This window comes from Anaeromusa acidaminophila DSM 3853 (genome assembly GCF_000374545.1).
Lineage (GTDB): Bacteria > Bacillota > Negativicutes > Anaeromusales > Anaeromusaceae > Anaeromusa > Anaeromusa acidaminophila.
Genome location: NZ_KB894589.1, coordinates 34,574 through 56,548 on the forward strand (window position 1 = coordinate 34,574; position 21,975 = coordinate 56,548).

Annotated in this window: 18 protein-coding genes; all 18 read left to right on the forward strand. The window is 48.3% G+C overall.

Translation table 11 applies throughout. The features are described from left to right. The 18 genes from flgG to C508_RS0107340 all read left to right on the forward strand — a co-directional run bounded on the left by flgG (nucleotide 1) and on the right by C508_RS0107340 (nucleotide 21,939). Nucleotides 1–792 carry a flagellar basal-body rod protein FlgG gene (flgG, locus tag C508_RS0107255; protein WP_018702882.1) on the forward strand — a complete coding sequence of 264 codons (792 nt, stop codon included), beginning with the start codon at nucleotides 1–3 and terminating at the stop codon, nucleotides 790–792. A gap of 11 nt (nucleotides 793–803) precedes the next feature. Then, a complete protein-coding gene (gene flgA / locus C508_RS0107260; RefSeq protein WP_018702883.1) occupies nucleotides 804–1,529 on the forward strand; it encodes a flagellar basal body P-ring formation chaperone FlgA in 726 nt (241 codons plus the stop codon). Nucleotides 1,530–1,533: 4 nt separating this feature from the next. After that, nucleotides 1,534–2,118: a flagellar basal body L-ring protein FlgH gene (locus C508_RS0107265; protein WP_018702884.1), complete on the forward strand. Its 585-nt coding sequence runs from the start codon at nucleotides 1,534–1,536 to the stop codon at nucleotides 2,116–2,118. 22 nt (nucleotides 2,119–2,140) lie between these two features. Then, complete coding sequence (locus C508_RS0107270; protein WP_018702885.1) at nucleotides 2,141–3,262, forward strand: flagellar basal body P-ring protein FlgI; 1,122 nt, start codon at nucleotides 2,141–2,143, stop codon at nucleotides 3,260–3,262. Nucleotides 3,263–3,413: 151 nt separating this feature from the next. Next, nucleotides 3,414–3,827: a rod-binding protein gene (locus tag C508_RS0107275; protein WP_018702886.1), complete on the forward strand. Its 414-nt coding sequence runs from the start codon at nucleotides 3,414–3,416 to the stop codon at nucleotides 3,825–3,827. A gap of 43 nt (nucleotides 3,828–3,870) precedes the next feature. After that, on the forward strand, nucleotides 3,871–5,289 hold the full coding sequence (locus C508_RS0107280) for a phosphodiester glycosidase family protein (RefSeq protein ID WP_018702887.1): 1,419 nt from the start codon (nucleotides 3,871–3,873) through the stop codon (nucleotides 5,287–5,289). A 97-nt stretch (nucleotides 5,290–5,386) separates the two neighbouring features. Then, complete coding sequence (locus C508_RS0107285; RefSeq protein ID WP_018702888.1) at nucleotides 5,387–5,698, forward strand: biotin/lipoyl-containing protein; 312 nt, start codon at nucleotides 5,387–5,389, stop codon at nucleotides 5,696–5,698. Between the two features lie 25 nt (nucleotides 5,699–5,723). Then, nucleotides 5,724–7,571: a SpoIVB peptidase S55 domain-containing protein gene (locus C508_RS0107290; RefSeq protein ID WP_018702889.1), complete on the forward strand. Its 1,848-nt coding sequence runs from the start codon at nucleotides 5,724–5,726 to the stop codon at nucleotides 7,569–7,571. A 239-nt stretch (nucleotides 7,572–7,810) separates the two neighbouring features. Further along, on the forward strand, nucleotides 7,811–8,587 hold the full coding sequence (locus C508_RS0107295; protein ID WP_018702890.1) for an MlaE family ABC transporter permease: 777 nt from the start codon (nucleotides 7,811–7,813) through the stop codon (nucleotides 8,585–8,587). A gap of 31 nt (nucleotides 8,588–8,618) precedes the next feature. Continuing rightward, nucleotides 8,619–9,395 (forward strand): ABC transporter ATP-binding protein, encoded by a 777-nt coding sequence (locus C508_RS18065; RefSeq protein WP_051086800.1) that lies wholly within the window; start codon nucleotides 8,619–8,621, stop codon nucleotides 9,393–9,395. After that, nucleotides 9,376–10,665 (forward strand): MlaD family protein, encoded by a 1,290-nt coding sequence (locus tag C508_RS0107305; protein ID WP_018702892.1) that lies wholly within the window; start codon nucleotides 9,376–9,378, stop codon nucleotides 10,663–10,665. Before C508_RS18065 ends, C508_RS0107305 begins: the two co-directional genes overlap by 20 nt. Before the next feature lie 150 nt (nucleotides 10,666–10,815). Further along, nucleotides 10,816–12,105, forward strand: coding sequence for a TolC family protein (locus C508_RS0107310; protein ID WP_018702893.1), 1,290 nt, complete (start codon nucleotides 10,816–10,818; stop codon nucleotides 12,103–12,105). 96 nt (nucleotides 12,106–12,201) lie between these two features. Then, complete coding sequence (locus tag C508_RS0107315; RefSeq protein ID WP_018702894.1) at nucleotides 12,202–16,608, forward strand: translocation/assembly module TamB domain-containing protein; 4,407 nt, start codon at nucleotides 12,202–12,204, stop codon at nucleotides 16,606–16,608. A 72-nt stretch (nucleotides 16,609–16,680) separates the two neighbouring features. Continuing rightward, nucleotides 16,681–17,313 (forward strand): sigma-70 family RNA polymerase sigma factor, encoded by a 633-nt coding sequence (locus C508_RS0107320; RefSeq protein WP_018702895.1) that lies wholly within the window; start codon nucleotides 16,681–16,683, stop codon nucleotides 17,311–17,313. Nucleotides 17,314–17,471: 158 nt separating this feature from the next. Beyond that, nucleotides 17,472–18,029, forward strand: a complete 558-nt coding sequence (locus C508_RS0107325) for a hypothetical protein (protein WP_018702896.1) — start codon at nucleotides 17,472–17,474, stop codon at nucleotides 18,027–18,029. Between the two features lie 18 nt (nucleotides 18,030–18,047). Next, nucleotides 18,048–19,868: a BamA/OMP85 family outer membrane protein gene (locus C508_RS0107330; protein ID WP_039797037.1), complete on the forward strand. Its 1,821-nt coding sequence runs from the start codon at nucleotides 18,048–18,050 to the stop codon at nucleotides 19,866–19,868. Then, nucleotides 19,868–21,157, forward strand: a complete 1,290-nt coding sequence (locus C508_RS0107335) for a hypothetical protein (RefSeq protein ID WP_018702898.1) — start codon at nucleotides 19,868–19,870, stop codon at nucleotides 21,155–21,157. The genes C508_RS0107330 and C508_RS0107335 overlap by 1 nt, the downstream gene beginning before the upstream one ends. A gap of 314 nt (nucleotides 21,158–21,471) precedes the next feature. Further along, the gene (locus tag C508_RS0107340; protein ID WP_018702899.1) at nucleotides 21,472–21,939 is read left to right on the forward strand and encodes an OmpH/Skp family outer membrane protein; all 468 of its coding nucleotides are present in this window, start codon (nucleotides 21,472–21,474) and stop codon (nucleotides 21,937–21,939) included. Nucleotides 21,940–21,975 lie beyond the last annotated feature (36 nt).

A 21,975-nucleotide genomic window follows, 5' to 3' on the forward strand; every position in this document is an offset into this window, starting at 1 on the left:
ATGATGCGGGCACTTTGGACGGCAGGTACGGGCATGCGGGCCCAACAGAGTAATTTGGATGTAATCTCTAATAACTTGGCAAACGTGAATACTACCGGCTTTAAAAAACAGCGGGCGGAGTTTGAAGATTTAATGTATCAAACAGAGCGTCAGCCTGGCATGACAAGCAGCGGTAATAACAATATGCTGCCAACAGGCGTGCAACTCGGTCATGGTGTGCGTTTGACGGCAACGGCTCGTGATTTTTTTCAAGGGAACTTTCAGTCGACAAGCAATCCAATGGACATGGTTATAGAAGGAGACGGATTTTTCCAGATTACCATGCCGGATGGAACGTTGGCGTATACACGTAATGGCGCGTTTAAGCTAGACGGCAATGGCAATGTGGTTACTTCCGAAGGCTACCTGCTGGAACCGGCGATTCAAGTACCGGAAGGCTCTACTGACTTTGGCGTATCTCGTGACGGAATTGTAACGATTACGCCTGCTGGCCAAACAACACCGCAGGAAATCGGACAAATTACGATTGCTCGCTTTATCAATAATGCAGGTTTGAAGAGTATAGGCAAGAATTTGTATACCGAGACGGTCGCTTCTGGAGCGCCGGTAGTCGGCAATCCGGGAGATAATAATTCCGGCACGATTGTTACAAATTTTATTGAAATGTCCAACGTTCAGGTTGTAGATGAAATGGTGAATATGATTGTGGCGCAGCGCGCTTATGAAATGAATTCTAAAGCCGTGACCACTGCCGACTCTATGCTGGAAGTGGCCGCTGGGTTGAAACGCTAGGTAATAGGGCTATGAAACGCCTACTAAATTGGATGTTGGCAGGGGCTTTTTTTCTCCTGCCTTTTTGTTCCGTAGCAGAAGCTCGCATAATTGATGCGAGCGAAGTTGCAAGCGCAGCAGTGGGGGAAGTATATCGCCAGGCAGATGTACAACCGGGAGATGAACGCTTGCAGGTGCGTGTGGTTTCGTTGCCGGAACGATTGGAAGTTCCAGATGGCGAAATCAAACTGCAGGTGGATTTGCTCTATGGGCTGCGTTACAATGCGCCGACCGTGGCGCGGGTAGTAGCCATGCAAGATACGCAAAAAGTAGGTCAAACAATTTTGCGCTTGGATGTGCGGCAGTATCAAGAAGTGGTTGTGGCATCGCGTATGTTGCCGGGGAAAACCTTGTTGCAGTCGAGTGACTTGAAGCGGTTGCGCCTGGAAACGGGGCGCTTGCCGGACGGTTTTTTAGTAGATCCGGCAAAAGCCATTGGGCAGCAGTTGCAAAGGCCGCTGCGGAGCGGGGACATACTTATGGAGTCGATGTTGTTGCAGCCCATTATCATGCGGCGAGGAGCGGCTGTAACCCTTCAGGTTCGGCAGGGTGAAATGCTTATCAGTGTTGCTGGAGAAGCGTTGCAAGATGGGAGTATTGGGCAGCGCATACGTGTGAAAAACTTGTTGTCGAAGCGAATCGTTACAGCGAAAGTAATTGATGAGGCTACAGTGGAAGTAACTGCATCCAGGAGGTAAGGCAATGCGGAACACCAAAAAATGGTTGCCGGCAATGGTAGTAGTGCTATTGTCTTGCTGGCTGATTCCCGCGGTTCATGCGGATTCATTATGGAATGACCGTTCCATGTTTGCCGATCGGCGAGCGCAGGCGGTAGGGGACATTTTGACGATTGTTATCAGCGAAAATTTTAGCGCCACTCGTTCTGATTCCAACTCGAACGGCAAGAAGAGCAGTGGTTCGGCTAGTGCTGGAAGTGGCAGTTTTTTGAGCTGGATTACGGCGCATAGCTATGACATGAAAGATAGCTTTTCGGCAAATGGCAGTATTACGAATAAGAATGTTGTCACGGCCAGAATGACGGCAACGGTGACCGCAGTGCAGCCGAATGGCAATTTGGTCATCAAAGGGACGCAATCAATCAAGCAAAACAATGACGAACAGATCATTAGCTTGGTAGGGACTATTCGTCCAGATGATATTACGACAAGCAATACGGTTGCTTCCTCAGCCATGGCGGATGCGCAAATATTTGTGAATGGCAAAGGGCCGCTTGCGCAAAAGCAGAAACAGGGTATTTTGAGTTCCATATTTGATTTCCTGTTTTGAGTTCGATATAGGGGGAACGTTGATGAGACGATTAACGGCTCTGCTGCTTTGCTTTTGTTTTTTGTGTTCCTTGGCGCCATCCATGAGCGAGGCGGCTTGGGGCGGCAGCGCAGCGACACGAATTAAAGATGTGGCTAAAATCCAAGGCGTGCGCAATAATCAATTGGTAGGCTACGGCTTGGTTGTTGGTTTGGCTGGGACTGGTGATTCGGATAAAATCAGCCAGACGATCCAATCCATAAAGAATATGTTGATGGGTTTTGGCGTTATGCCTTCTACAACACAAATGAAACCGAAAAACGTGGCGGCAGTTATGGTAACGGCTACATTGCCGGCATTTGCTAAGCCTGGTGATACAATTGACGCGACCATCTCATCGATGGGGGATGCAAAAAGTCTGCAAGGCGGAGTGCTTTTGCAAACACCTTTGAAAGCGGCTAACGGGCAGGTCTATGCGGCTGCGCAGGGACCTGTTTCTACAGGCGGTTTTGTAGCTGGCGGCGGCGGCGCCAGCCAGCAAAAGAACTTTCCTACTGTCGGCATGACGCCCAATGGAGCGATTGTTGAAAAAGAAGTTGCCTTCAATTTAGGTGGGAATGGTACGTTGACTCTTTCCTTGGCTCAACCTGATTTTACAACGGCAAGCCGAATTGTAGAGGCTTTAGATGGACGGTTTGGTTCTATAAGCCGAGCGAGGGATGCTGGTACCATTCAGATTCAAGTCCCGCCATATTATGACAAAGATTTGGTTAGTTTTATTGCTTCGGTGGAGGAACTGCCCATTGTGCCGGATGCGATAGCTAAGGTCGTTATTAATGAGCGCACCGGAACGGTTGTTATGGGATCTAATATCACCGTTGACGAAGTTGCAGTAGCGCAGGGCGGCTTGAGTATAAAAATTACCAAGAGCGCTGGCGTATCTCAACCTCCGCCGTTTTCCGGCGGCAGTACTGTAGTGGTACCCAATACAACTGTGGATGTAAAAGAGGAAAATCGCAATATGCTGCTGTTGCCTGCAGCCTCTAGCGTGGGAGATGTGGTGAATGCCTTGAATTCCGTAGGGGCGACTCCGCGGGATGTAATTTCGATCTTGCAAGCTATGAAAGCATCCGGGGCGTTGCACGCAGACTTACAGATCATCTAAAGGAACCACTGATTTATTTACATCTCACACAGAAACAGATCTTTTTCTGTCAGGCTTTGTCAGAAAGCCTCGGCATAGGAGAGAAATTGGACGGAGGGTTACGGAACTTGTCTTTGAAGTCTGTTACTTTTCTAACTAGGAGGCTGGTCAAATGCGGATAGAACCAATTGGACAGAGCGGCGTTCAAGCGGGCCTGGGCGCTAATGCGCAGACGACGGCGGCTGTGGCTGGAGATGCGGTATTTGCCGATCAACTGCGGCAAGCGGAAAGCGCGGCAAAACTCAAAGGACAGTCAGGCGACGAGGCGAAGCTGAAACGCGTGTGTCAGGAAATGGAATCTGTGTTTTTGAATATGCTGCTGACAACGATGCGTTCGAGCGTGCCCAAAACCGGTTTGACTGGCGAAGATTCTCATGGAGAAGAGATTATGCAATCCATGTTGGATCAGGAATTGAGCAAGAACATGTCCCAGGCGGGGGGCATTGGCTTAGCAGATATGATGTATAGGCAATTAAGCATGACTAATAGCGCCAGTGTGAAAGCAAACAGCCAGCCATCCCGTTAGGGGAGGCTGGCTGCCACTTTTTCGTTGTTTGGGGAGGATTATCATGAAACAGATAGCTCGAATTTTTCTTATGCTGTGGCTGGGATTATGGGTGGCGACAGCGGCGGTTTGGGCTGGAGCGGCGCAGCCAGCGCCTGTTGTGAGCGGAGTTCGCTATAGTTCGGGAGCGGATTTGTTGCGAGTCGTTGTAGATGCAGATCGTCCCATGACGGCGGATTGGAAGGTAGACGAAGCCAATAACTTGCTGATTGTCTCGTTTCCAGGTCGCTTGGGGGCGAATGCGCCCAACAACGTAGATTTTAAAGATGATGTTGTGGGGGATTTGAAACTGACGGCTTTGGCTGGCAAGGTTGAATTAAGGCTGCCGTTGAATACGGCCACTGTCGAGAAGGTATTTTCGTTGCAGGGGCCGGATCGTTTGGTTATTGATATTCGTAAAGCCAAAGATACAAAACTTGAGCAAACGTTGCAGGACGGAGTAATCTATCGCTTTTGGCAGCGGGCGACAGCTAGAGGGCCGGTGAGTATTTATATGTTAGAGATGGATACTAAGAAGGCTAAGCTGCAAGCTGTTTTATCACAAGACCAAATTCCTGGGCTGGAAACGGTTTCTTCTATGACGGCACGAACCGGGGCATTGGCCGCCGTGAATGGCGGATATTTTGAACCGGATGGGGAAATTATTGGTTTGATGAAAATGAATCAAGAAATGGTCAGCCTTTCTTACATACCGAGGACGGCGGTAGGCCTTTATAATGATGGCATGGTGCGAATCGGTAAACCGGACGATTACGTCGGTACGGTGAAGCTGCCTAATGGCATGCTGGTGGCGGTTAGCGGCATTAATCAAGAGCGAACGGAAGATAGCTTAATTTTATATAATCATTTTAACGGCGATTCAACAGGAACCAATGATTTTGGAGCCGAATATGTGCTTGTCAAAGGGAAAATTGTAAAAATCAATAAAGATAAAGGCAATACGCCAATTCCTGAGGGCGGTGTCGTTTTGTCAGCTCATGGCAAGGCCATGGCAGCTTTTGGCGGCTTGAAAGTTGGAGACGCAGTGGAGTTAAAGCAGAGTTTAGGCAATCTGTGGGATCGGGCGGATGATGTGTTAGGAGCTGGACCGACGCTTGTTCAAGGCGGTCAAGTGTATGTTACAACCAAATTAGAGAAATTTGGAGATGACGTGGCGGCCGGCAGAGCGCCTCGGACAGCCATTGGCCGGACTAAACAGGGCAAGGTACTCTTGGTGGTAGTTGACGGCAGGCAGCAGAAAAGTATTGGTATGACATTAACTGAGATGGCAATCTTGATGCAGGAACTGGGAGCGGAGGATGCTATGAATTTAGATGGCGGCGGTTCCAGCGAAATGGTAGTAGGAAATGAAGTGATAAATCGGCCGTCGGATGGTCGGGAACGCTCTGTAGGGGCGGCATTGGCCATTTTTCCTAGAAAGTGAATGTTTTATAGGAACATTTGCAGATAAGCGGAAATAAGGTATAATACAGATAAGGTAACCGTAAACGGTTTTTAAGGCACAAGGAGGTGCGTGAAGTATGATAAAAAACAACAGAAAGTGGCTTTGCTGGACAACGTTGGCATTAGTGCTGTTATTGGCGGTAGGGACTGTTTTTGCAGCAGGTGTGGTAGATCATAAGGCCGTATTGTCGGGGCGCGTTTCAGGACAGGATTTAGCCAGCGCAGGACAGGATGTTCGCGAGGGAGATGTTCTGGTACGTGTTGAGACAGTGGCAGGTGCGCAGCCTGCTGTAAGGGCCGCTGTGAACGGGGTTGTCAGGGAGGTATTGGTGCGACCTGGCGATACGATTCAGGCCGGCAAAGTGGTTGTGCGAGTTGAACGCAGGTAAATAAAGAGAGTGAGAGGACTCAATTATGGTGATTACCTTTAAAAAAATGGGAGCGGCCCTGGCGGCCGCCTTTTTCTTCTGGAGCTTTTCCGCATTGGCGCTGGCCGCAGATATTATGCCTGTAGGCGATGTGCGTCCAGGTATGCAAGGCATTGCTAAAACAGTAGTGGCTGGGACGGATATTGAAGAATTCGGCGTAGAAGTTATCGGCGTACTGAAAGACAAGGGGCCGTCTGGAGATCTGATTTTAGTACGTACTTATGGCGATGTCATTGATCGCACCGGGGGCATTGTGCAAGGGATGAGCGGCAGTCCAGTCTATATTGACGGTAAGCTGGTTGGCGCTATTGCTTATGGATGGTCCTTGACGGATCATCGGGTTGGCATGCTGACTCCCATTGGGGACATGTTGAAATTGTGGGATTCGAAGCCGACTCCCCAAGTGAATCAGGCGACTACTGAAGAAAAAAAGAACAAATTGTCTGGAGAAACGGGCAAAGCGGGTGAAGAGCAAGCCTTGGCGATGAGCGGCTCCTTACGTCCTCTGGATACGCCGTTGATGGTAGCTGGCTTTACGCCGCAGGCGCTTAAATGGCTGGGTGAAAAGGTGAAGCCTTTGAACTTGGTTCCTTTTGCTGTCGGCGCTTCGCCTGAAAATGCCGCCTATGGCTCTTTGCAGCCTGGCAGCGCTTTAGCTGCGGAACTGGTGCGCGGCGATGTTAGCGTTGGCGCTATTGGTACGGTGACTTATGTAGAAGATGGAAAAATACTTGCTTTTGGCCATCCTTTTTTGCGCCGTGGCGGCAGCAGCTATTTTTTAAGTCAAGCTTACATTTTTACTACTGTTCCTAGCTTAGAAAGCGGTTTTAAACTGGGATCCGCCGGTCCGATGGTTGGGAAAATTGCTCAAGACAGAGGCGCTGGCATTGCGGGTGAGGTAGGGGCGTATCCCAATATTGTACCTGTACGCGTCCATGTATTGGATAAAGATTTGCAACGGCAGCAGGATGCTGGCTTGCAAGTCGTGCAGGATGAAAAGCTGACACCGCTTTTGACTACGGCTGCCGTGTACAATGTAGTGGATAAAACCTTGGACCGTCAAGGAGCGGGTACGGCTAAAGTGAAATTTGAAATTTCTGCGCCTGGGGTTCCAGGAGACGTAGTGGTGCGCGAGAACATGTTTTATAGTCCGGCTAATATTGGTGAAACCGCCATGGGAGAGCTCTTTGAAGGGTTGAATTTATTGGCTGGAAACTCATTTCAAGCATTGACTTTATTTGATGTAAACGTGCAAATTGAAGTGGAAGAAGAACGAAAAACAGCGGTGATTATGCAGGCTAAAGCTGTACAGCCTACGGTAAAGCCCGGAGAAAAAGCGCAGATTCAAATTACGTTAAAACCGTATCGAGGCGAAAATATTGTTCGTACCGTCAATTATGAAGTTCCTAAAACGCAGCCGGAAGGAAATTTGTCGTTGTTGGTGCGTGGAGGCGGTTCCATTCCGATCGCGAAGCTTATGGAGGGACAAGGGAACCTGTTGCTGGAACTCCTGCAGAAAAAGCGCACTCGCACTTTGGAAGAAGAAGTGAAACGTTTTACGGAAAGCGATCGAAATAACGATATTGTTGTGGAACCCGCTCCGTTGGAAGAAGACATGTCTAAACAGGGGCCCGGATCCATGCAGGCGAAGAAACCGCAAAACAAGGCAGCCAAAGCAGAAGAACCGATCGTGGAGAAAAAAGACAATAAATCCCAAGGAAAACCAGGCTTGCTCGGAGGGAAAGAGAAGAAAGACGACAAAGGCAAGTCTAAAACCATGACAGACTATATTATTGACGGCGATACTATGGTGACGTTGCAAGTTAAAAAATAATATCAGAGGCTCCTAGTGTGATCAGCAGATAGCTGGCTTGCGCTAGGAGCCTTTTGTATGGTCCGGAACGGAACGCCGAGAATAGAACAAAAGTCTTGAGTAGAAGCGGGGAGCATGAAATGGGGAGATTTTCGTATTTTCCTTTTCTCTTCCCTAAAAAATTCACCGTGTTGGCAGGGAAGTGCGCCTTCTATATGGAATTATAAAAAATTGGCAAGTAGGCAAAAAGGAGGCTGCGCATGGTCGAAGAATTTTTTGGGGCGGTTGGTCGGTCCGTGTTAAGCGCGTCCGCGCGTTGCGGCCGTTTTAGCCTATTGGCGCTGGATGCGTTTGGACAACTGGTAAAGCAGCGACCTAGCTTACGACATACGCTGCAGCAAATGGCGCATTTGGGAGTGAACTCTTTGCCGATTGTCATGTTGACGATGCTGTTTACGGGCATGGTTATGACGGTTCAGACGGCTAGTGAGTTTATTAAGTATGGAGCGCAATCGTCGGTTGGGGGCGTCATTGCCATTGCGATGGGACGCGAACTTTCACCGGTTTTGACCGGCGTAGTGGTAGCTGGTCGTGTTGGCGCGGCCATTACGGCGGAAATCGGCTCTATGAAGGTAACCGAGCAAATTGACGCTTTACGAGTGATGGCGACAAATCCAGTGGCTTACTTGGTCGTGCCCCGGCTATTGGCGATGGTTGTCATGCTGCCGATGCTTGTGGTATTTGCAGATTTGATTGGAACGATTGGCGGTTATTTAGTCGCTACTTTCTATGCGGGCATTGGTTCACAGACGTTTTTGAATTCTATCAAAGTTTTTGCAGTGGTAAATGATGTTACCGGCGGTTTGGTGAAAGCAGCTTTTTTTGGCGTGATTATCTCTTTGATGGGATGCTATAAGGGGTTGCATGCAAAAGCTGGCGCCGAAGGAGTCGGCAAGGCGACGACCGGTTCGGTTGTCAATTCGATTATCTTAATCTTTGTGAGCAATTATTTTCTTTCACTGCTTTTGTATCGCTGAAACGAGGTGGCCTGTGGGCGTAGGAGAACCTATAATTCGCATGGAAGATGTCAATGTCCAGTGGGATGGGCGACATATTTTGCGCGATGTTAACTTAGAAATTCATAAAGGTGAGATTTTTGTCATTATCGGCCCTAGCGGGTCCGGCAAAAGCACGCTGCTGCGTTTGATTATTGGCTTGGCTAAGCCGACGAGCGGTCGTATTTTTGTATTAGGAGAAGATGTAACGCAACTGGACGAAGAGGCTATGAATCAGGTTCGTTTGCGTATGGGGATGGTCTTTCAGTATTCAGCTCTATTTGACTCGATGACCGTTGGGGATAATGTAGCTTTTGGGTTGCGCCAGCATACGGATATGGGAGAAGAGGAAATTGCCAAGATCGTCAGCCGCAAGCTGCGCATGGTAGGCTTGGTTGGGCGGGAGGATCTGCTGCCAGGTCAACTGTCGGGGGGCATGAAGAAACGGGTTAGCTTGGCTAGGGCTATTGCCAATAATCCGGAAGTCGTTTTGTATGATGAACCGGCAGCAGGCCTGGACCCCGTGATGACGGAAAAGATAGATCGGCTCATTTTAGGGGCGCGGCGTATGACGGGGGTAACGTCGGTGGTTGTTACCCACTACATGAACAGCGCTATGAGGATTGCAGATCGAATTGCCATGTTGCATGAAGGAAAAGTTATTGCTATTGATACGAAAGAGCGTATACAGGAAACGACAGATCCTGTGGTATATCAGTTTATTCATGGAATGAAACGGCCAGGGACGGCCGCCATGAGGAGGATGTTGAGTGAAGGCAAGTACGAATAACACGGAAGTGAAAGTAGGGGCTGCTACGATAGCGGCCGCGGTATTGCTGGCCTTGATGATTATGTACTTGGGCGGCTTCAGTCTGACGACGAAAGGCTATCCGATTCAAGCCGTATTCAGCCAGGTTGGGGGTCTTAAGGACGGAGCTATTGTTCGGTATGCCGGCGTAGATGTAGGACGCGTGCAGTCAGTAGAAATGACAGCCACCGGCGTTACTGTCAATTTGCGTATTTTTGATCATGTGCGCATTCCCAGGGGATCCGTGTTTACCATTGCGTCGGAAGGGCTTCTGGGGGAAAAATACATAACCATTTTGCCGCCGAATCAGCCCAGCGAGCACAATTTACGCCCTGGTGAAGTGGTAGTGGGCGCTGAGGCCCAGGGGATTGATTCGGTTATGGCTTCCGCCGATAAAACGATGGCGGAAATGAGGACGTTGCTGGCCCATTTTAATGACTTAGTGGGGGATCCGGCGGTAAAAGATTCTTTAAAGCAAGCGCTTTTGCGTTCAAAGGCAATCGCTCAAAATATGGAAGAGCTTACTGCTGCGCTTGCTCGGATGGCGGTGCAGAATGAAAGTGATATTCGTACTATGGTTGGAAACCTACAGGTAATGTCGGAAAATCTTCGCAATTTGTCTGCCCGCGTAGATACCATGGTGGCTACGCTGGATAATAACGGTGAAACCGCTAGAGATGTACGAGAAATGCTGCACAATATGAAAAATGCCAGCGCGAGAATTGAAAGTATTGCCACCTCACTGGACGGGATTGCAAGTGATCCGGAAACAAGTCGTAATATCAAGGCAACCTTGCGTAATGCCAGAGAAGCCAGTGAAAAGGCTAATCGGATGCTAGGAAAATTTGACTCGATGAAGATTGGCGGGGATGTCGATTTCTTTTACAACCCGGAACAGCGGAAGTATCGCACCGATATTGATTTTCGCCTAGATACTTCGGAAAAGGATTTTGCTTTGCTTGGATTTTCCAATTTGGGAGAAGGAACGAAGACTACCTTGCAAATGGGACGGCGAAATGGCGAGCTTGATTTTCGGGCAGGTTTGATGGATAGTAAGATGGGAGTGGGTGTCGACAATCATTTGAGTAAAAACTGGATTGTTTCCGTGGATGCCTATGATCCTAATGACTTGCGCTGGAAGCTGCGTAGTCAATGGCGGATTGCGCCGCAGACTTGGCTGGTTGGGCAGACCGATAGCGCTGGTAAAAACACGAGAGAGAGCACCTATGTTGGCGTTAGGACTTCTTTTTAAAGAAGGTTCTTCCAGAGAGAGCATTGACAAGCACGGAAAAACCTTCATATAATGAGGAAGTTACATTTTGACTGGTCAGTCAAAATGTAAAAAATAAAGGAAATACAATTTGGTTTATAACGCGGCTTGGGATATAAAGGAGGATGCAAGGTGCAAAAAAGGAGAAAATGGAAAAAAGTTATGGCGGCAATAGTTATGAGCGGCTTGTTAAGCGGGCAATCGGTTTGGGCCGCTGATGTCGATTTGACACTGCAGGAAGCGATTGAAAAGGCGCTAGCTACAAATCCAACAGGACAAATGGCCTTAGCGGATCAGAAAAAGGCTGAAGGGTTGTTACGGCAGGCGAAAGCTGGGCGGATGCCGGTCTTGAGCTATACGCATCTTGATAGCCGCCGGGGCGGCAATTATAGCGCTGGTTATAATGAATACTTGTATGACAACACAGTTACCTTATCGTTACCTCTTTACACCGGCGGACAAGTGGAAGGATCTATTGATCAAGCGAAGGTGGGGGTGCATTCTGCGAATGTAGGCGTGGAACAGGCTTGGCAGCAGATGAAACTTGACGCAACAACTGGATACTATGATGTGTTGCAAGCCAGCAATATGGTTCAAGTGGATAAAGAATCGGTAGATCGTTTGGAAGCGCATTTGAAAAATGTGCAGGCCCAGTTTAATGTCGGTACTGTGGCTAAGTCTGATGTTTTGCGTTCTGAAGTAGAACTGGCTAATGCAAAGCAGACACTGATTAAAGCGGATAATACCTATGAGGTAGCTGTGTCCTCTTTGAATAATGTAATTGGCTTGCCATTGGAAACAAAAATAACGTTAAAAGAAGAACTGACCTATCAGAAGTATGAACAGTCTATGGTTGACTGCATCGACTATGCTTTAAAGAATCGCCCGGATGTACTGCAGGCTAAAGATTCCTTGACTTCAACTGTTAAGGGAGTGCAAATTGCGCAAAGCGGCAAGAAGCCTACGGTAACATTGTCTTCTTTATACGATTTTAACGATGAATCTTTCCCCGGGGACAACAATACCAATTGGCGCGTTTACTTTACGACGAACTGGAATGTATTTGATTCCGGCTTGACGGATGCAAAAATTAGTCAGGCTAAGGCGTCGGTAGAAAAAGCGCAAGAGCAACTGCGTAAGACGCGCGATGCCGCTCACTTGGAAGTGCGCCAGGCTTACTTAAATATGCAAGAAGCGGAAAAACGCATTGATACGACGAAGGTGGCAGTTGTACAAGCCGAAGAGGATTATAAAATTGCCCAAGTTCGTTATAGCGCAGGCGTAGGCACCAATTTGGATGTAATGGATTCACAGGTTGCGTTAACCCAGGCGAAAACTAACTATATTCAAGCTTTGTACGACTATAATACCAGTAAGGCGAAATTGGAAAAAGCCATGGGGATTCCAGTGGTTCGTAAATAAAGGCAACGATGTTGACTACGTCTGGCGGCAATTGAAATACCTAATGTCGGCGAAGATGTGGATAATATGATGATGTTTGGAAAGGAGGGGACGAGTGTGAACATACGTCGCTTGGCAAAAGGGGCGAGTGTTTTAGCTGCGGTGACCCTCCTCTTTTTTGGAGCAATATACCAGTGGAGTGCCGCCTGGCTAGAGGAGGCTCGCCCTGAAGTCGTGCAACAGCTCAATGCGTCATTAGGGGGAGAATTGTCGGTAGGTTCTATTTCCCTGGAAGCTCCATTCTCGGTGGTCTTGCGGGATGCCGAGTTGCGAGCGGCCCAAGGAGGGGCGGTTTTATTAACGGCCCAGAAGATTGAGGTCAAGATAAATCCGCTGCGAGCGTTGGGGCAGTTGGAGCCGATTAAAGCGGTTTCAGAGATAAAAGTAGTACAGCCTCTCGTGTTGATTGAACAAGACGCACAAGGGAAATGGCCATGGGAAGAGTTTTTGCGCCAACGTCCTGAAGGAAAAAGTCGGTTGGATGCCGATGTCTTCTTGGGAGAAGGGAATATACATATTTCATTGCCCCGAGGGGCATGGAATTTGGAGAACTTGGCTGGCTCGGTGCATATTGGCGAAGAATCCAAAACGGTATTGGATTTGAAGGCCGTCTTTGACGGACGGGAGCTGACGGCGCAAGGACGCTGGAATGATGAGGGACAGGGGCTGGTAAACCTCCAGGTCCCCCAACTGGCTCTTTCTCAATTGGCGCCGCTTCTGTCTGCGGAAGCTCAGGTGAAAAATCTTACCGGCAGTATTTCGCAGGTTGGTATTTTTCTGCGCCAGGAAGGCAGCGGCCGGCCCGCTGTCAATCTGAATGCGCAGCTGGAACATGTATCTGCCGAGATTGCCGGCGTGCCCGTGGAAGATGTAAGCGGCATGGTGACGTTGGCTTCTCTGCATAAAGAAAATGAGCACAAGGCTTATGTGGCTTTGCGAGGCAAAGCGGCAGGGCAATCGGCGTTGATACAAGGCTATCTTCATTTACCGCGAGGAGCTGCAGGGGAATTTGGCAAACTGGATCAGTTAACTTTTGAATTGCAAAGTAAAGCGGATCATGTGGATCTGGCAAGCGTGAAATCGTATATTCCGAAACTGCCGATAGAAGTAGCTGGCGATGCTGGTTTTGATTTGCAGCTGAGCGGTTCTCTCAATCAGCCTCAGATAGCAGGAACGGTGACAGTGCATACCGCAGATATTGGCGGAATCTCTATAGAACGCGCTGAAGCAAAGTTGCAAGCAGATGCAGAACAGCTAACCGTAGCGTCTTTTGAAGGGGATGTAGCAGGGGGCTTGCTGAAAGGAAGCGGCTGGCTGCAATGGAAGGATCAACGTTATCGACTGGCTTGCCAGGGACGAAATTTGTCTTTAAATTCGTTAGCTTCGCTGCTTCCTGAACTGGGCGAGCAAGGCGTACAAGGCATGCTCAGCGTAGATGGTTACCTGGAAGGGAAAGGGTGGCAGGCGCGCCCGAACGTACTGCAAGGAACGGTGGAAGTGCGTGAGGGAAGCTGGCAAGGTGTTGCGGCGGAAAGTCTTACTGTGGTGCTGGTTCAACGCGACGGCGGCCAAGATGTGCAATTGCAGGGAGAGATCGGGGGCGGCAGTCTAGCTGGCGCAGGGAAGCTTCGGGGTGAAGAAGGGGAACTGCAGCTTTTTGGCAGTCAACTGCCGCTGGAACGACTGCAACCGCTTCTGCAAGGGAAGGCGTTTTCAGGCCGAGCCGATATAGCCTTGCAGCTTGCTGGCAATTGGAGACAGCCACAGGGCGTATTGGAACTGAAAGCTAGCTCCGGCGAACTGGCTGGTATGCCTTATGATTCGGTATTTGCACAAGCTGATATTGTCGGCGACCGGCTGGAATTGCGGCAAGGTATGTTGCAGCGGGGCCAAGCGGAGCATGTACTGCGAGGAAGTTTGGAATGGAGAGGCCAACGCAGGCTAGCTTTGGAAGTGATAAGCAAGGAAGCTCGTCTTGAAGAAGTGTTGCCGATAACGGGTGTGTCCGCCTTGGTAACGGGGAAATTGGAAAACACTATGCAGCTTAGCGGCACTATTGCGGCGCCTATTGTGCGAGGACAGTTTGTTTTGCGTGATGGGTCTTTCCGGACGGAACCTGAGGCGGCGCCGTATTTCTTTTCACGCTTAAGCGGAAAATATGCTTTGCATGAAGATGGAAGCATAGACTTGGATGAGTTACTGCTAAACATTTTGCGCGCTCGACTTAGGGCAAAAGGGTCTATGGATGCACAGGGCAATTTAGCATTTCGAGTAGAAGCCAACGATTTGGAGCTGGCGCAAATTCAAGTGCATTATCCTTATGCGGTGAGCGGCTTAGTTAGCTTTAGCGGTACTATTGGCGGGACGAAAAATGAACCAACCTTTTACGGAGAACTGTCTGTACCGGAGTTAACCCTCAACGGACAAAAAGTTAAGAATGTGCAAAGCCATGTGGAGAGTATTGGATCTTATGTGAATATTCCCCGGTTTTCCGCGCAATTGGGAAAAGGGAATATTTCATTTAAGGGAGACACGAATTTAGAAAATGGCGTGATTGACGGTATTTTGGAAGTTAACCACGCTCAACTAGCACATTTGCTGCCTATTTTAAATGTTACCGATTCCGGTGTTGACGGTCGTTTAGACGGTGTTGTGCGCATTGGCGGCGAGGTTGGCGTGCCCAGCTTGGATTTATATGGTCGTTTGCAAGACGGATTGCTGAGAGGGTATCCGCTGGAAGCAGCAGATATTCATGTTAGCCAGATTGGCAGCTTGATCACGATTCATCGTTTCGAGGCCAAACAAGGCGTGAATGGCAAATTGGTGGCGCAAGGGACTGCTGACTTGCGCGGAGAATACCAATTGGAGGTTGGCGGAACCAATCTGGATGCAGGGCTTTTGACTACTTGGTTTTTTCCAAAACTGCCTGCGAAAGGGAGCTTGGATTTTGTCGCGCAGCTATCCGGTCCGGCGGACAAGCCCTTTGTGAACTTGTCGATAGGAGTTTCCAAGGGGGTACTTGGCGGCGTATCCTTTGATTCTGCTACGGCGCTTCTCTTGATCGATCAGAAGAAGATTGAAGTGGAACAGGCGGCGTTAGCCAGCGGACAGTATCGAGCGCGGGTTCGTGGGACGGTTCCAGTGGCGGCGCTGCGCGGCGATGGCGCCGATGGTCCTATGGATTTACGCTTAGATTTGAACGAAGCCAATTTGGGCATGTTGCCGTTAATGTTGAAACAAGTTGCCTGGGCGGAAGGGCCGATAAAGGGAGAAGTTCGTTTAGGCGGAACCTGGTCGCAGCCATTATTGTACGGCGAAGTGGAAGTTCCTAAAGGAGTTATAAAACTAAAAGGTCTCAAGGAACCCTTGGCTGATGCACATCTTAAAATGAGTCTTGAAGGAACGACGTTGTCTCTGGCCGATTTGCGCGGTAAATTGGGAAGTGGCACAGTTACAGCATCAGGGCAAGCTCGTTTGCAAGGGCGTGACCTTGTTGATTATCAAGTACTGTTGAATTTGGATAAATCCCAAATCGACAGTGAGTACTTTAAAGGACCGGTATCTGGAAAGTTGCAGTTGCTTCCGGATCATGGATCGCCTCAGTTGAAGGGGAATGTCAAAATAGGCAAAGGAAATAGCATTAACATTCCTCTTGTCGACAGCAATACTGCTTGGGACTGGGATTTAGGCTTAGATGTGGACTTTCAAATAGAGCGTGGCGCGCGGCTGTATAATCCGTTATTGTATGACATGGAACTAGAGGGAGCTGTCCATGCCGGAGGTACGCTGAAGGAGCCGTATCTGCAAGGCGAAGTGCATGCGACAAGAGGCACTGTGAAATATTTAAGAACGCCCTTTAAGGTGAACGTGGCCAAGGCCGAATTTGGGCGCCGAGGGACATTCTTGCCTGTGTTGCATTTGCGAGCTGCAACTGTTTATCAGCAAAATCTTGTGCTTTTGGGGATTACAGGACCGGCGGAGAATATGGAACTGCAGCTTCGGTCCGAACCAGCAATGAGTCAAGACGAAATCATCAAAATGCTGACGCTCCGAGGGCGTAATACCGGATTGGCCTCCGGGGGACGAGTTAACAGTTCTCTTGGTACGGAGCAGGTATATGATCTGTTCAGCACCGGCTTGGAAGTTCGGCTGGTCAGCGATGTGGAAGACTCACTCCGTGACTTACTGGGGCTGGATGAGTTCCGAATGGTACGAGGCTATGCGTTAGGAAATATCTGGCTGACTCGTAAAGAAACGACTGAAGAAGACATTGAAAAAAGTTATAATGTTCGTTTAGGCAAGTATTTAATGCCGCAGCTGTATGTAGCTTATACGACCAATCAAGATAGAAAGCTGTATACATGGGAGGCTAAATACGAATTAAATCGTCAAATCAGTTTTTTTGCTGCAACAAATGAAGAAAAACGTAAAATTGTTGGCATTGAGACAAAAATCCGATTTTAAGAGAATCGCAAAAATGATATACTAAATTGAATGTGGTAAAATAAAGAAAATTTGGCAGAGAGGAGGGATGACATGAAAGAGTACTTAGAGGCCTTGCAGCAAGTGCGTCTTTTGGAGCCGGAAGAAGAAAAACATTTATGGCGAAAATGGCGCGACGAGGACGATGAATCTAGCCGCAAAGTATTGATTGAAAGCTACCAACCCTTGGTTTTCAAGACGGCCATGTCATTTCAAGTCTCGGCTGAATTAAAGATGGACTTGATTCAGGAAGGAACGGTAGGCTTGATCGAAGCGGCGGAACGGTTTGATGCCAAGCGAGGAATAGCCTTTAGCTTGTTTGCAGTACACCGCATTCGAGGCCGCATGTTAAACTATTTGGAAAAAGAAGGGCGTCAAGTGGCTGCCTCCATTGATTTGCCCTGGGTGGATGCGGATGGAGCTACCTTGGCGGAGCAATTGCTGGATATCGGTCCGGCGGTGGCGGCGCAAGTGGAACAGCGATTTTTAGTCGGCCAAGTGCAACAGGCGTTAGGACGTCTTCCGGAAAAAGAACAACAAGTGGTCAGCGGGATTTTTTTACGGGATTGCGAAGCAAAAGAATTGGCGGAAGAATTAAATGTGACTCTTTCGCACATATATCGTTTGCAGAAGCAAGGGGTGCGGAGAATTCGAGGCATGCTTTCTCGTTTTATGCAGCACTGGTAAATGGAAAGCTGGAGGAAGAAAAGAAGTATAGAATCGAATAAAAATTGCCAATAACTACTGTTTTTGCTTGTTCAATCTGTTTTTTGCTTGTTTTTTAGAGATGAAAGAAGGATGCTTTTTGGGGACTATATAGTCGCATGTGAAGGCAGGTGGAAAAGATGCAATCGAAAACTCAGTTATGCCATCGCTTAGCAACCGCTAGACAGTGGTTGCATCAAGCGGAAGAATCCTTTGGAAAAAAGAAAGAAATGCAGGGAGAGTTAAACTTGCTTTTGGCACAGGCGGAATTGCAGCATGCGCGTGAAAGCAGAAAGCTTCCCTTTTGGTTGCAACCGCGCTGGGGATGGCAAGGATTGGCCATGGCTTTTGCCGTACTATTGTCTTTATCCGCAGGAGCTGGAATTTTTTTGGCGAAACAACATGCGACTGATTCTACAGTAGTAGGTACAGAGAGCATTGTTCCTTCGCGTACTAGTAATTTGGAAATAGGTAAAATACCAGAACACCTAGTTGTAGTTAGCGCGGCCCAACAACCTCGACTCAATGTGGAAACGGCTCCAGTAGTTTTGGCAAAGCCGAAAGAAGCAGCGGTTATTCAAGAAGAGAAGAAATCGGAGGAAGCGACTAAACCGGCTAAAGCCGAAAGCGTTTCTTCGGAAGAAATGCAAAAAGCGTTGCGAGCCGCCGGCAAGGCGCTACGCGGCGCGGGTCAATAGACGGATAGGGGGACATATATGAATAAAAAGCATAAATATAGTAAAATCCTTTTGGCGGCATGTTTGTCAGGAGGGCTGTGGATGGTTGATGGAGAGGTAGCACAGGCGGCTACCGAAGCGGTTGCTCCCGAGGCGACCGCGCCTGCGAAACCGGCGGATTATACCGGCAGAACAATTAGCGCTGTGAAAATTCATGGCAATCAAGTGGTAAAGGACAATGAATTGTTGCAGTACATTCAAGTGAAACCGGGAGATTCCTGGAAAGCGGCATCAATTCAAAATGACTTAAAAAGCTTGTATGAAAGCGGTTGGTTTGCAGATGTAACAGCAACCTTTGTAGAAGCGCCGGAAGGCGTACAGGTTGTCTATGTGTTGCGGGAAAATCCCGTGCTGAATAAGATTAACATAGTAGGTAATACCAAGATTGCTACAGACAAGCTGCGAGCTTTAATGACGGTGCCGGAAGGGAAAGTACTGAACGCGAAGCAATTGCAAGAGAATGCTGCGGCCATTGAGGAGTTGTATAAAACCGAAGGCTACATATTGGCAAAAGTCAGCGATCTGTCTTTAGATAAAGATGGCGTATTGAAAGTAAGCATTAATGAAGGTATCGTGGAAGATATTATTGTCAAAGGCAACGAAAAAACAAAAAGCTATGTAGTGACTCGGGAAATGAAGTTAAAGAAAAATGAGCCTTTTAACAGCAAATTGGCAAAACGAAGCCTGCAGCGCATTTATAATCTCGGCTTTTTCGAGGATGTGAATTTCAAGCTCAATCCTGGGCGTGAACCTAATGCGGTAATTATTGAAATTGATGTAGTGGAACAAAAAACAGGCGTTTTTACCATCGGTGCTGGTTACAGTAAAACAGACGGGACCATAGGAATTTTAGAAGTTGGCGACAATAACTTCCGAGGGACTGGAGATAAAATTAAGATTCACTGGGAAATTGGGGGCAAAGGAGCCAGCAATACTAACCGGAAAAATAAGAATTATGAATTCAGTTACACTCGTCCCTGGGTGGATGATAAAGAAACGTCTCTTAGCTTTACTTTATATGATATGACTAACGAGTATACGGATTACTATGATAATACCGATACGAAACGGTCTACGTATGATAAGCGGCGTAAAGGGGTAGAGGTGACGTTGGGACGTCCGGAAGGGGAATATGTTCGTAATTATGTGACTCTTAAGCATCGGACGGATACGTACATGGGGTATCAAGAAGGACCAGTTGATTATCAAGCTACGATTGGTTCGTCTACGTATGATCAAAACTTTAATGCCGACTACTTGGTGCGCAACTATGGGACGACTAACAGCGTAACTCTCCAACGCGTTTTTGATAATCGAGATAATATTTTCAACGCGACCGAAGGACGTCGTTTTTCGGTGTCAAGCGAATTTGCTGGCCTGGGAGGCGACTTTTCATTCAAAAAGTACAGATCGGAATTGCGCACCTATCGTAAGGTGGGACGCGACCATGTATTGGCCTTTCGTGGCATGGTTGGCTGGGCGAACGGAGAATTGCCGGATAGTCAGCGTTTTGCTCTTGGAGGTTCGGATACCCTGCGCGGTTATTTAGATGATCAGTTTAAGGGAAATAAGATGTGGGCGGCGACGTTGGAATATCGAGTGCCTATTGCCAAGAAAGTGTATGGCGTAGTCTTTGGAGATGCTGGCCGCGCGTGGTCCGGCGTTGGCGGAGATAATACATGGAAGAAGAGTGTTGGCGTGGGGCTTCGCGTGAATACACCGCTAGGCGCTGTGCGTTTAGATTATGGTAAAGGTGATGAAACAAGTAGATTTCACTTTAGCTTTGGCGGACAGTTCTAATGAAGCAGCGGCTGCTGAAACTGTGTTTGGGAGTGCTGGCGTTGCTGTGGATAGGAATTATCCCTGCTTGGGCGGCGGAACCAGTCATTTCTCAATCCATTGTTGTTGTCAGTGATGACAAGGGGCAGCCGCTGCCAGCCAGACTAGCCTTGCGTATTCAGGCCAGCGTGCAAGCGGTAGCGTCGCAAGTGCTGATGGGCCGACCGATAGCAATGATCGAACCGAAGCGAGCTGCTTACGAGCGCATGATTTGTGAAGTGTTTGATCGAATCTTAATTGGCTATTCCGTCGAAGCAGCTAGTATTTCTTTGGGAGAAGAAACAAAAATTTCTTTGCGTTTGACTCCTTGGGGCGATGTGGTAGAAAAAACGGATTTGACTTGGGACGATAGCGGATTTCCTTCTAGAGGGCGCGAAACATTGCGTTTTCAGGTAGAAACCTTAAAAAAGGTAGTAGATGAAGTGCTTCTAGGTATGCCGGTAGATGCAGCTGACTGGGGCGCAGGGCTGGTGCGTACGGTAGTGAGAGAATGGTTTGAAGATCAATTGCCTGAGTTTCGGCCGGAAGTAGAAGTTTCGGTTGCTAAAACGACACAAGTGAAACTGACAATGACTCCCAGAGCCCCGCTGGTACACGCATTGAAAGTTACCTTGCGATCACGCAGCTTGCCGAATGTATTGCTCTATACTGTGCAAAAAGATCTGGAGCAGGAGGGGCAAGGCTGGTTGCAACTGCCTGTTTCTTTTGTGGCTCGACAGGAGAAAGCGCTGGCTGAACAATTGCTGCTTAAGGCGGCAACCCATGCGTGGGTGAAACAGCTGGGCTTGCAAATGCGCTTGGTAGAAGTGCGAACCGGTCCGGTAACAGAAGTGGTGCTGGATGCGGAAAGTCGTTATTATCGCATGTTTGCTGAAGGCTATCTGGATATGGGAAAAAAAGATGAAGCAACGCGCGTGCGGCTTCATGCCGGCTGGAAGGCAACGCCGCAGGGCGAACTTTTTTTGGAAGGCGACTTTTTTCCTAACGATGTAAAGAATCGCTGGTATTCTGGTTTGGGTTGGCAAGTGTCCTCACAGACAGAAGCGGGAGTCAAATATAAGTTTCAAGACGGCGAGAAGATTTTCTGGATGCGCCAGCAATTGGGGGGACCTTGGAGTTTGCGCCTAGAGAGGTATGAAGATCAGCATGCCAGCGAACTAGGAGTGCGCTATCGGTTGCATGAATTCTTAAGTGCCGAATACGTTCTTACGAACGAGGAACGTTGGCTGCGTCTTATTGCGACTTTTTGATCAGGAGTCATTGCTTTACTCACATCTCCCGCCAATAGATTCTTTTTCCATTTAACTTTGTCAGAAAGCCTCGGCAGAGCGCCGCTATGCCTGCGTTTTCTTTCGCGTCTAACGAAAAAATTTCTCTATTTGCCGGAGCGTTCGTTAAAGCAGCGGCTCCTTAATTTTTGGAGTTACTGCATTAAGATCTCATTCGCACCCTCCTTCTACCCTTGTTAAATTGTCTCGTATCCCCTATCTTCTTTTCTTGAAAGCCGGCAGAGGCCCTGGTATAATAATGAATGAGTTCCGATTAAGAGAGGAGAAACTTAAAAATGATGAAATTGGAAAAACGTCAGATTCGTATGATTTCCCTGGCTATTGTAGCCTTCTTTGTACTCAGCGTAGTAGGCTTGGCGGTGTCGCAGTCCGGCAGCGTAAGTCATGCAGCGGCAGCTGGTTCGGGTAGTGTTGGGGTTGTCAATTATGACATGCTGGTATCGCAGCATCCCGATTATGCGGTAGCGCAAAAGTCCTTTGAAGACGAAGTCGCGCAAGCTAAAAAAGATTTCGACGCTAAAGCGGCTACCATGAACGACAAGGAAAAACAAGATTATTACATGCAGATCCAAGAACGTCTGCAATTGAAAAAAGCATCTCTGTTGGGAAGCGTCAACGACAAAGTAACCGCAGCGGTTAAGGCTGTGGCTGATGCTAAGGGCTTGGCCATTGTCATTGACAAAGGCAATGTTGTTTACGGCGGACAAGACATTACTGACGAAGTTATTAAAAAATTCAAATAAGATTTTTGACCGAGCCGATCCTTTGTTCGACTCGGT

Bases quoted from the DNA above. Each gene is read 5' to 3' on its own strand.
- flgG (WP_018702882.1), top strand. From the start codon at position 1: ATGATGCGGGCACTTTGGACGGCAGGTACGGGCATGCGGGCCCAACAG.
- flgA (WP_018702883.1), top strand. From the start codon at position 804: ATGAAACGCCTACTAAATTGGATGTTGGCAGGGGCTTTTTTTCTCCTG.
- C508_RS0107265 (WP_018702884.1), top strand. From the start codon at position 1,534: ATGCGGAACACCAAAAAATGGTTGCCGGCAATGGTAGTAGTGCTATTG.
- C508_RS0107270 (WP_018702885.1), top strand. From the start codon at position 2,141: ATGAGACGATTAACGGCTCTGCTGCTTTGCTTTTGTTTTTTGTGTTCC.
- C508_RS0107275 (WP_018702886.1), top strand. From the start codon at position 3,414: ATGCGGATAGAACCAATTGGACAGAGCGGCGTTCAAGCGGGCCTGGGC.
- C508_RS0107280 (WP_018702887.1), top strand. From the start codon at position 3,871: ATGAAACAGATAGCTCGAATTTTTCTTATGCTGTGGCTGGGATTATGG.
- C508_RS0107285 (WP_018702888.1), top strand. From the start codon at position 5,387: ATGATAAAAAACAACAGAAAGTGGCTTTGCTGGACAACGTTGGCATTA.
- C508_RS0107290 (WP_018702889.1), top strand. From the start codon at position 5,724: ATGGTGATTACCTTTAAAAAAATGGGAGCGGCCCTGGCGGCCGCCTTT.
- C508_RS0107295 (WP_018702890.1), top strand. From the start codon at position 7,811: ATGGTCGAAGAATTTTTTGGGGCGGTTGGTCGGTCCGTGTTAAGCGCG.
- C508_RS0107320 (WP_018702895.1), top strand. From the start codon at position 16,681: ATGAAAGAGTACTTAGAGGCCTTGCAGCAAGTGCGTCTTTTGGAGCCG.
- C508_RS0107325 (WP_018702896.1), top strand. From the start codon at position 17,472: ATGCAATCGAAAACTCAGTTATGCCATCGCTTAGCAACCGCTAGACAG.
- C508_RS0107330 (WP_039797037.1), top strand. From the start codon at position 18,048: ATGAATAAAAAGCATAAATATAGTAAAATCCTTTTGGCGGCATGTTTG.
- C508_RS0107335 (WP_018702898.1), top strand. From the start codon at position 19,868: ATGAAGCAGCGGCTGCTGAAACTGTGTTTGGGAGTGCTGGCGTTGCTG.
- C508_RS0107340 (WP_018702899.1), top strand. From the start codon at position 21,472: ATGATGAAATTGGAAAAACGTCAGATTCGTATGATTTCCCTGGCTATT.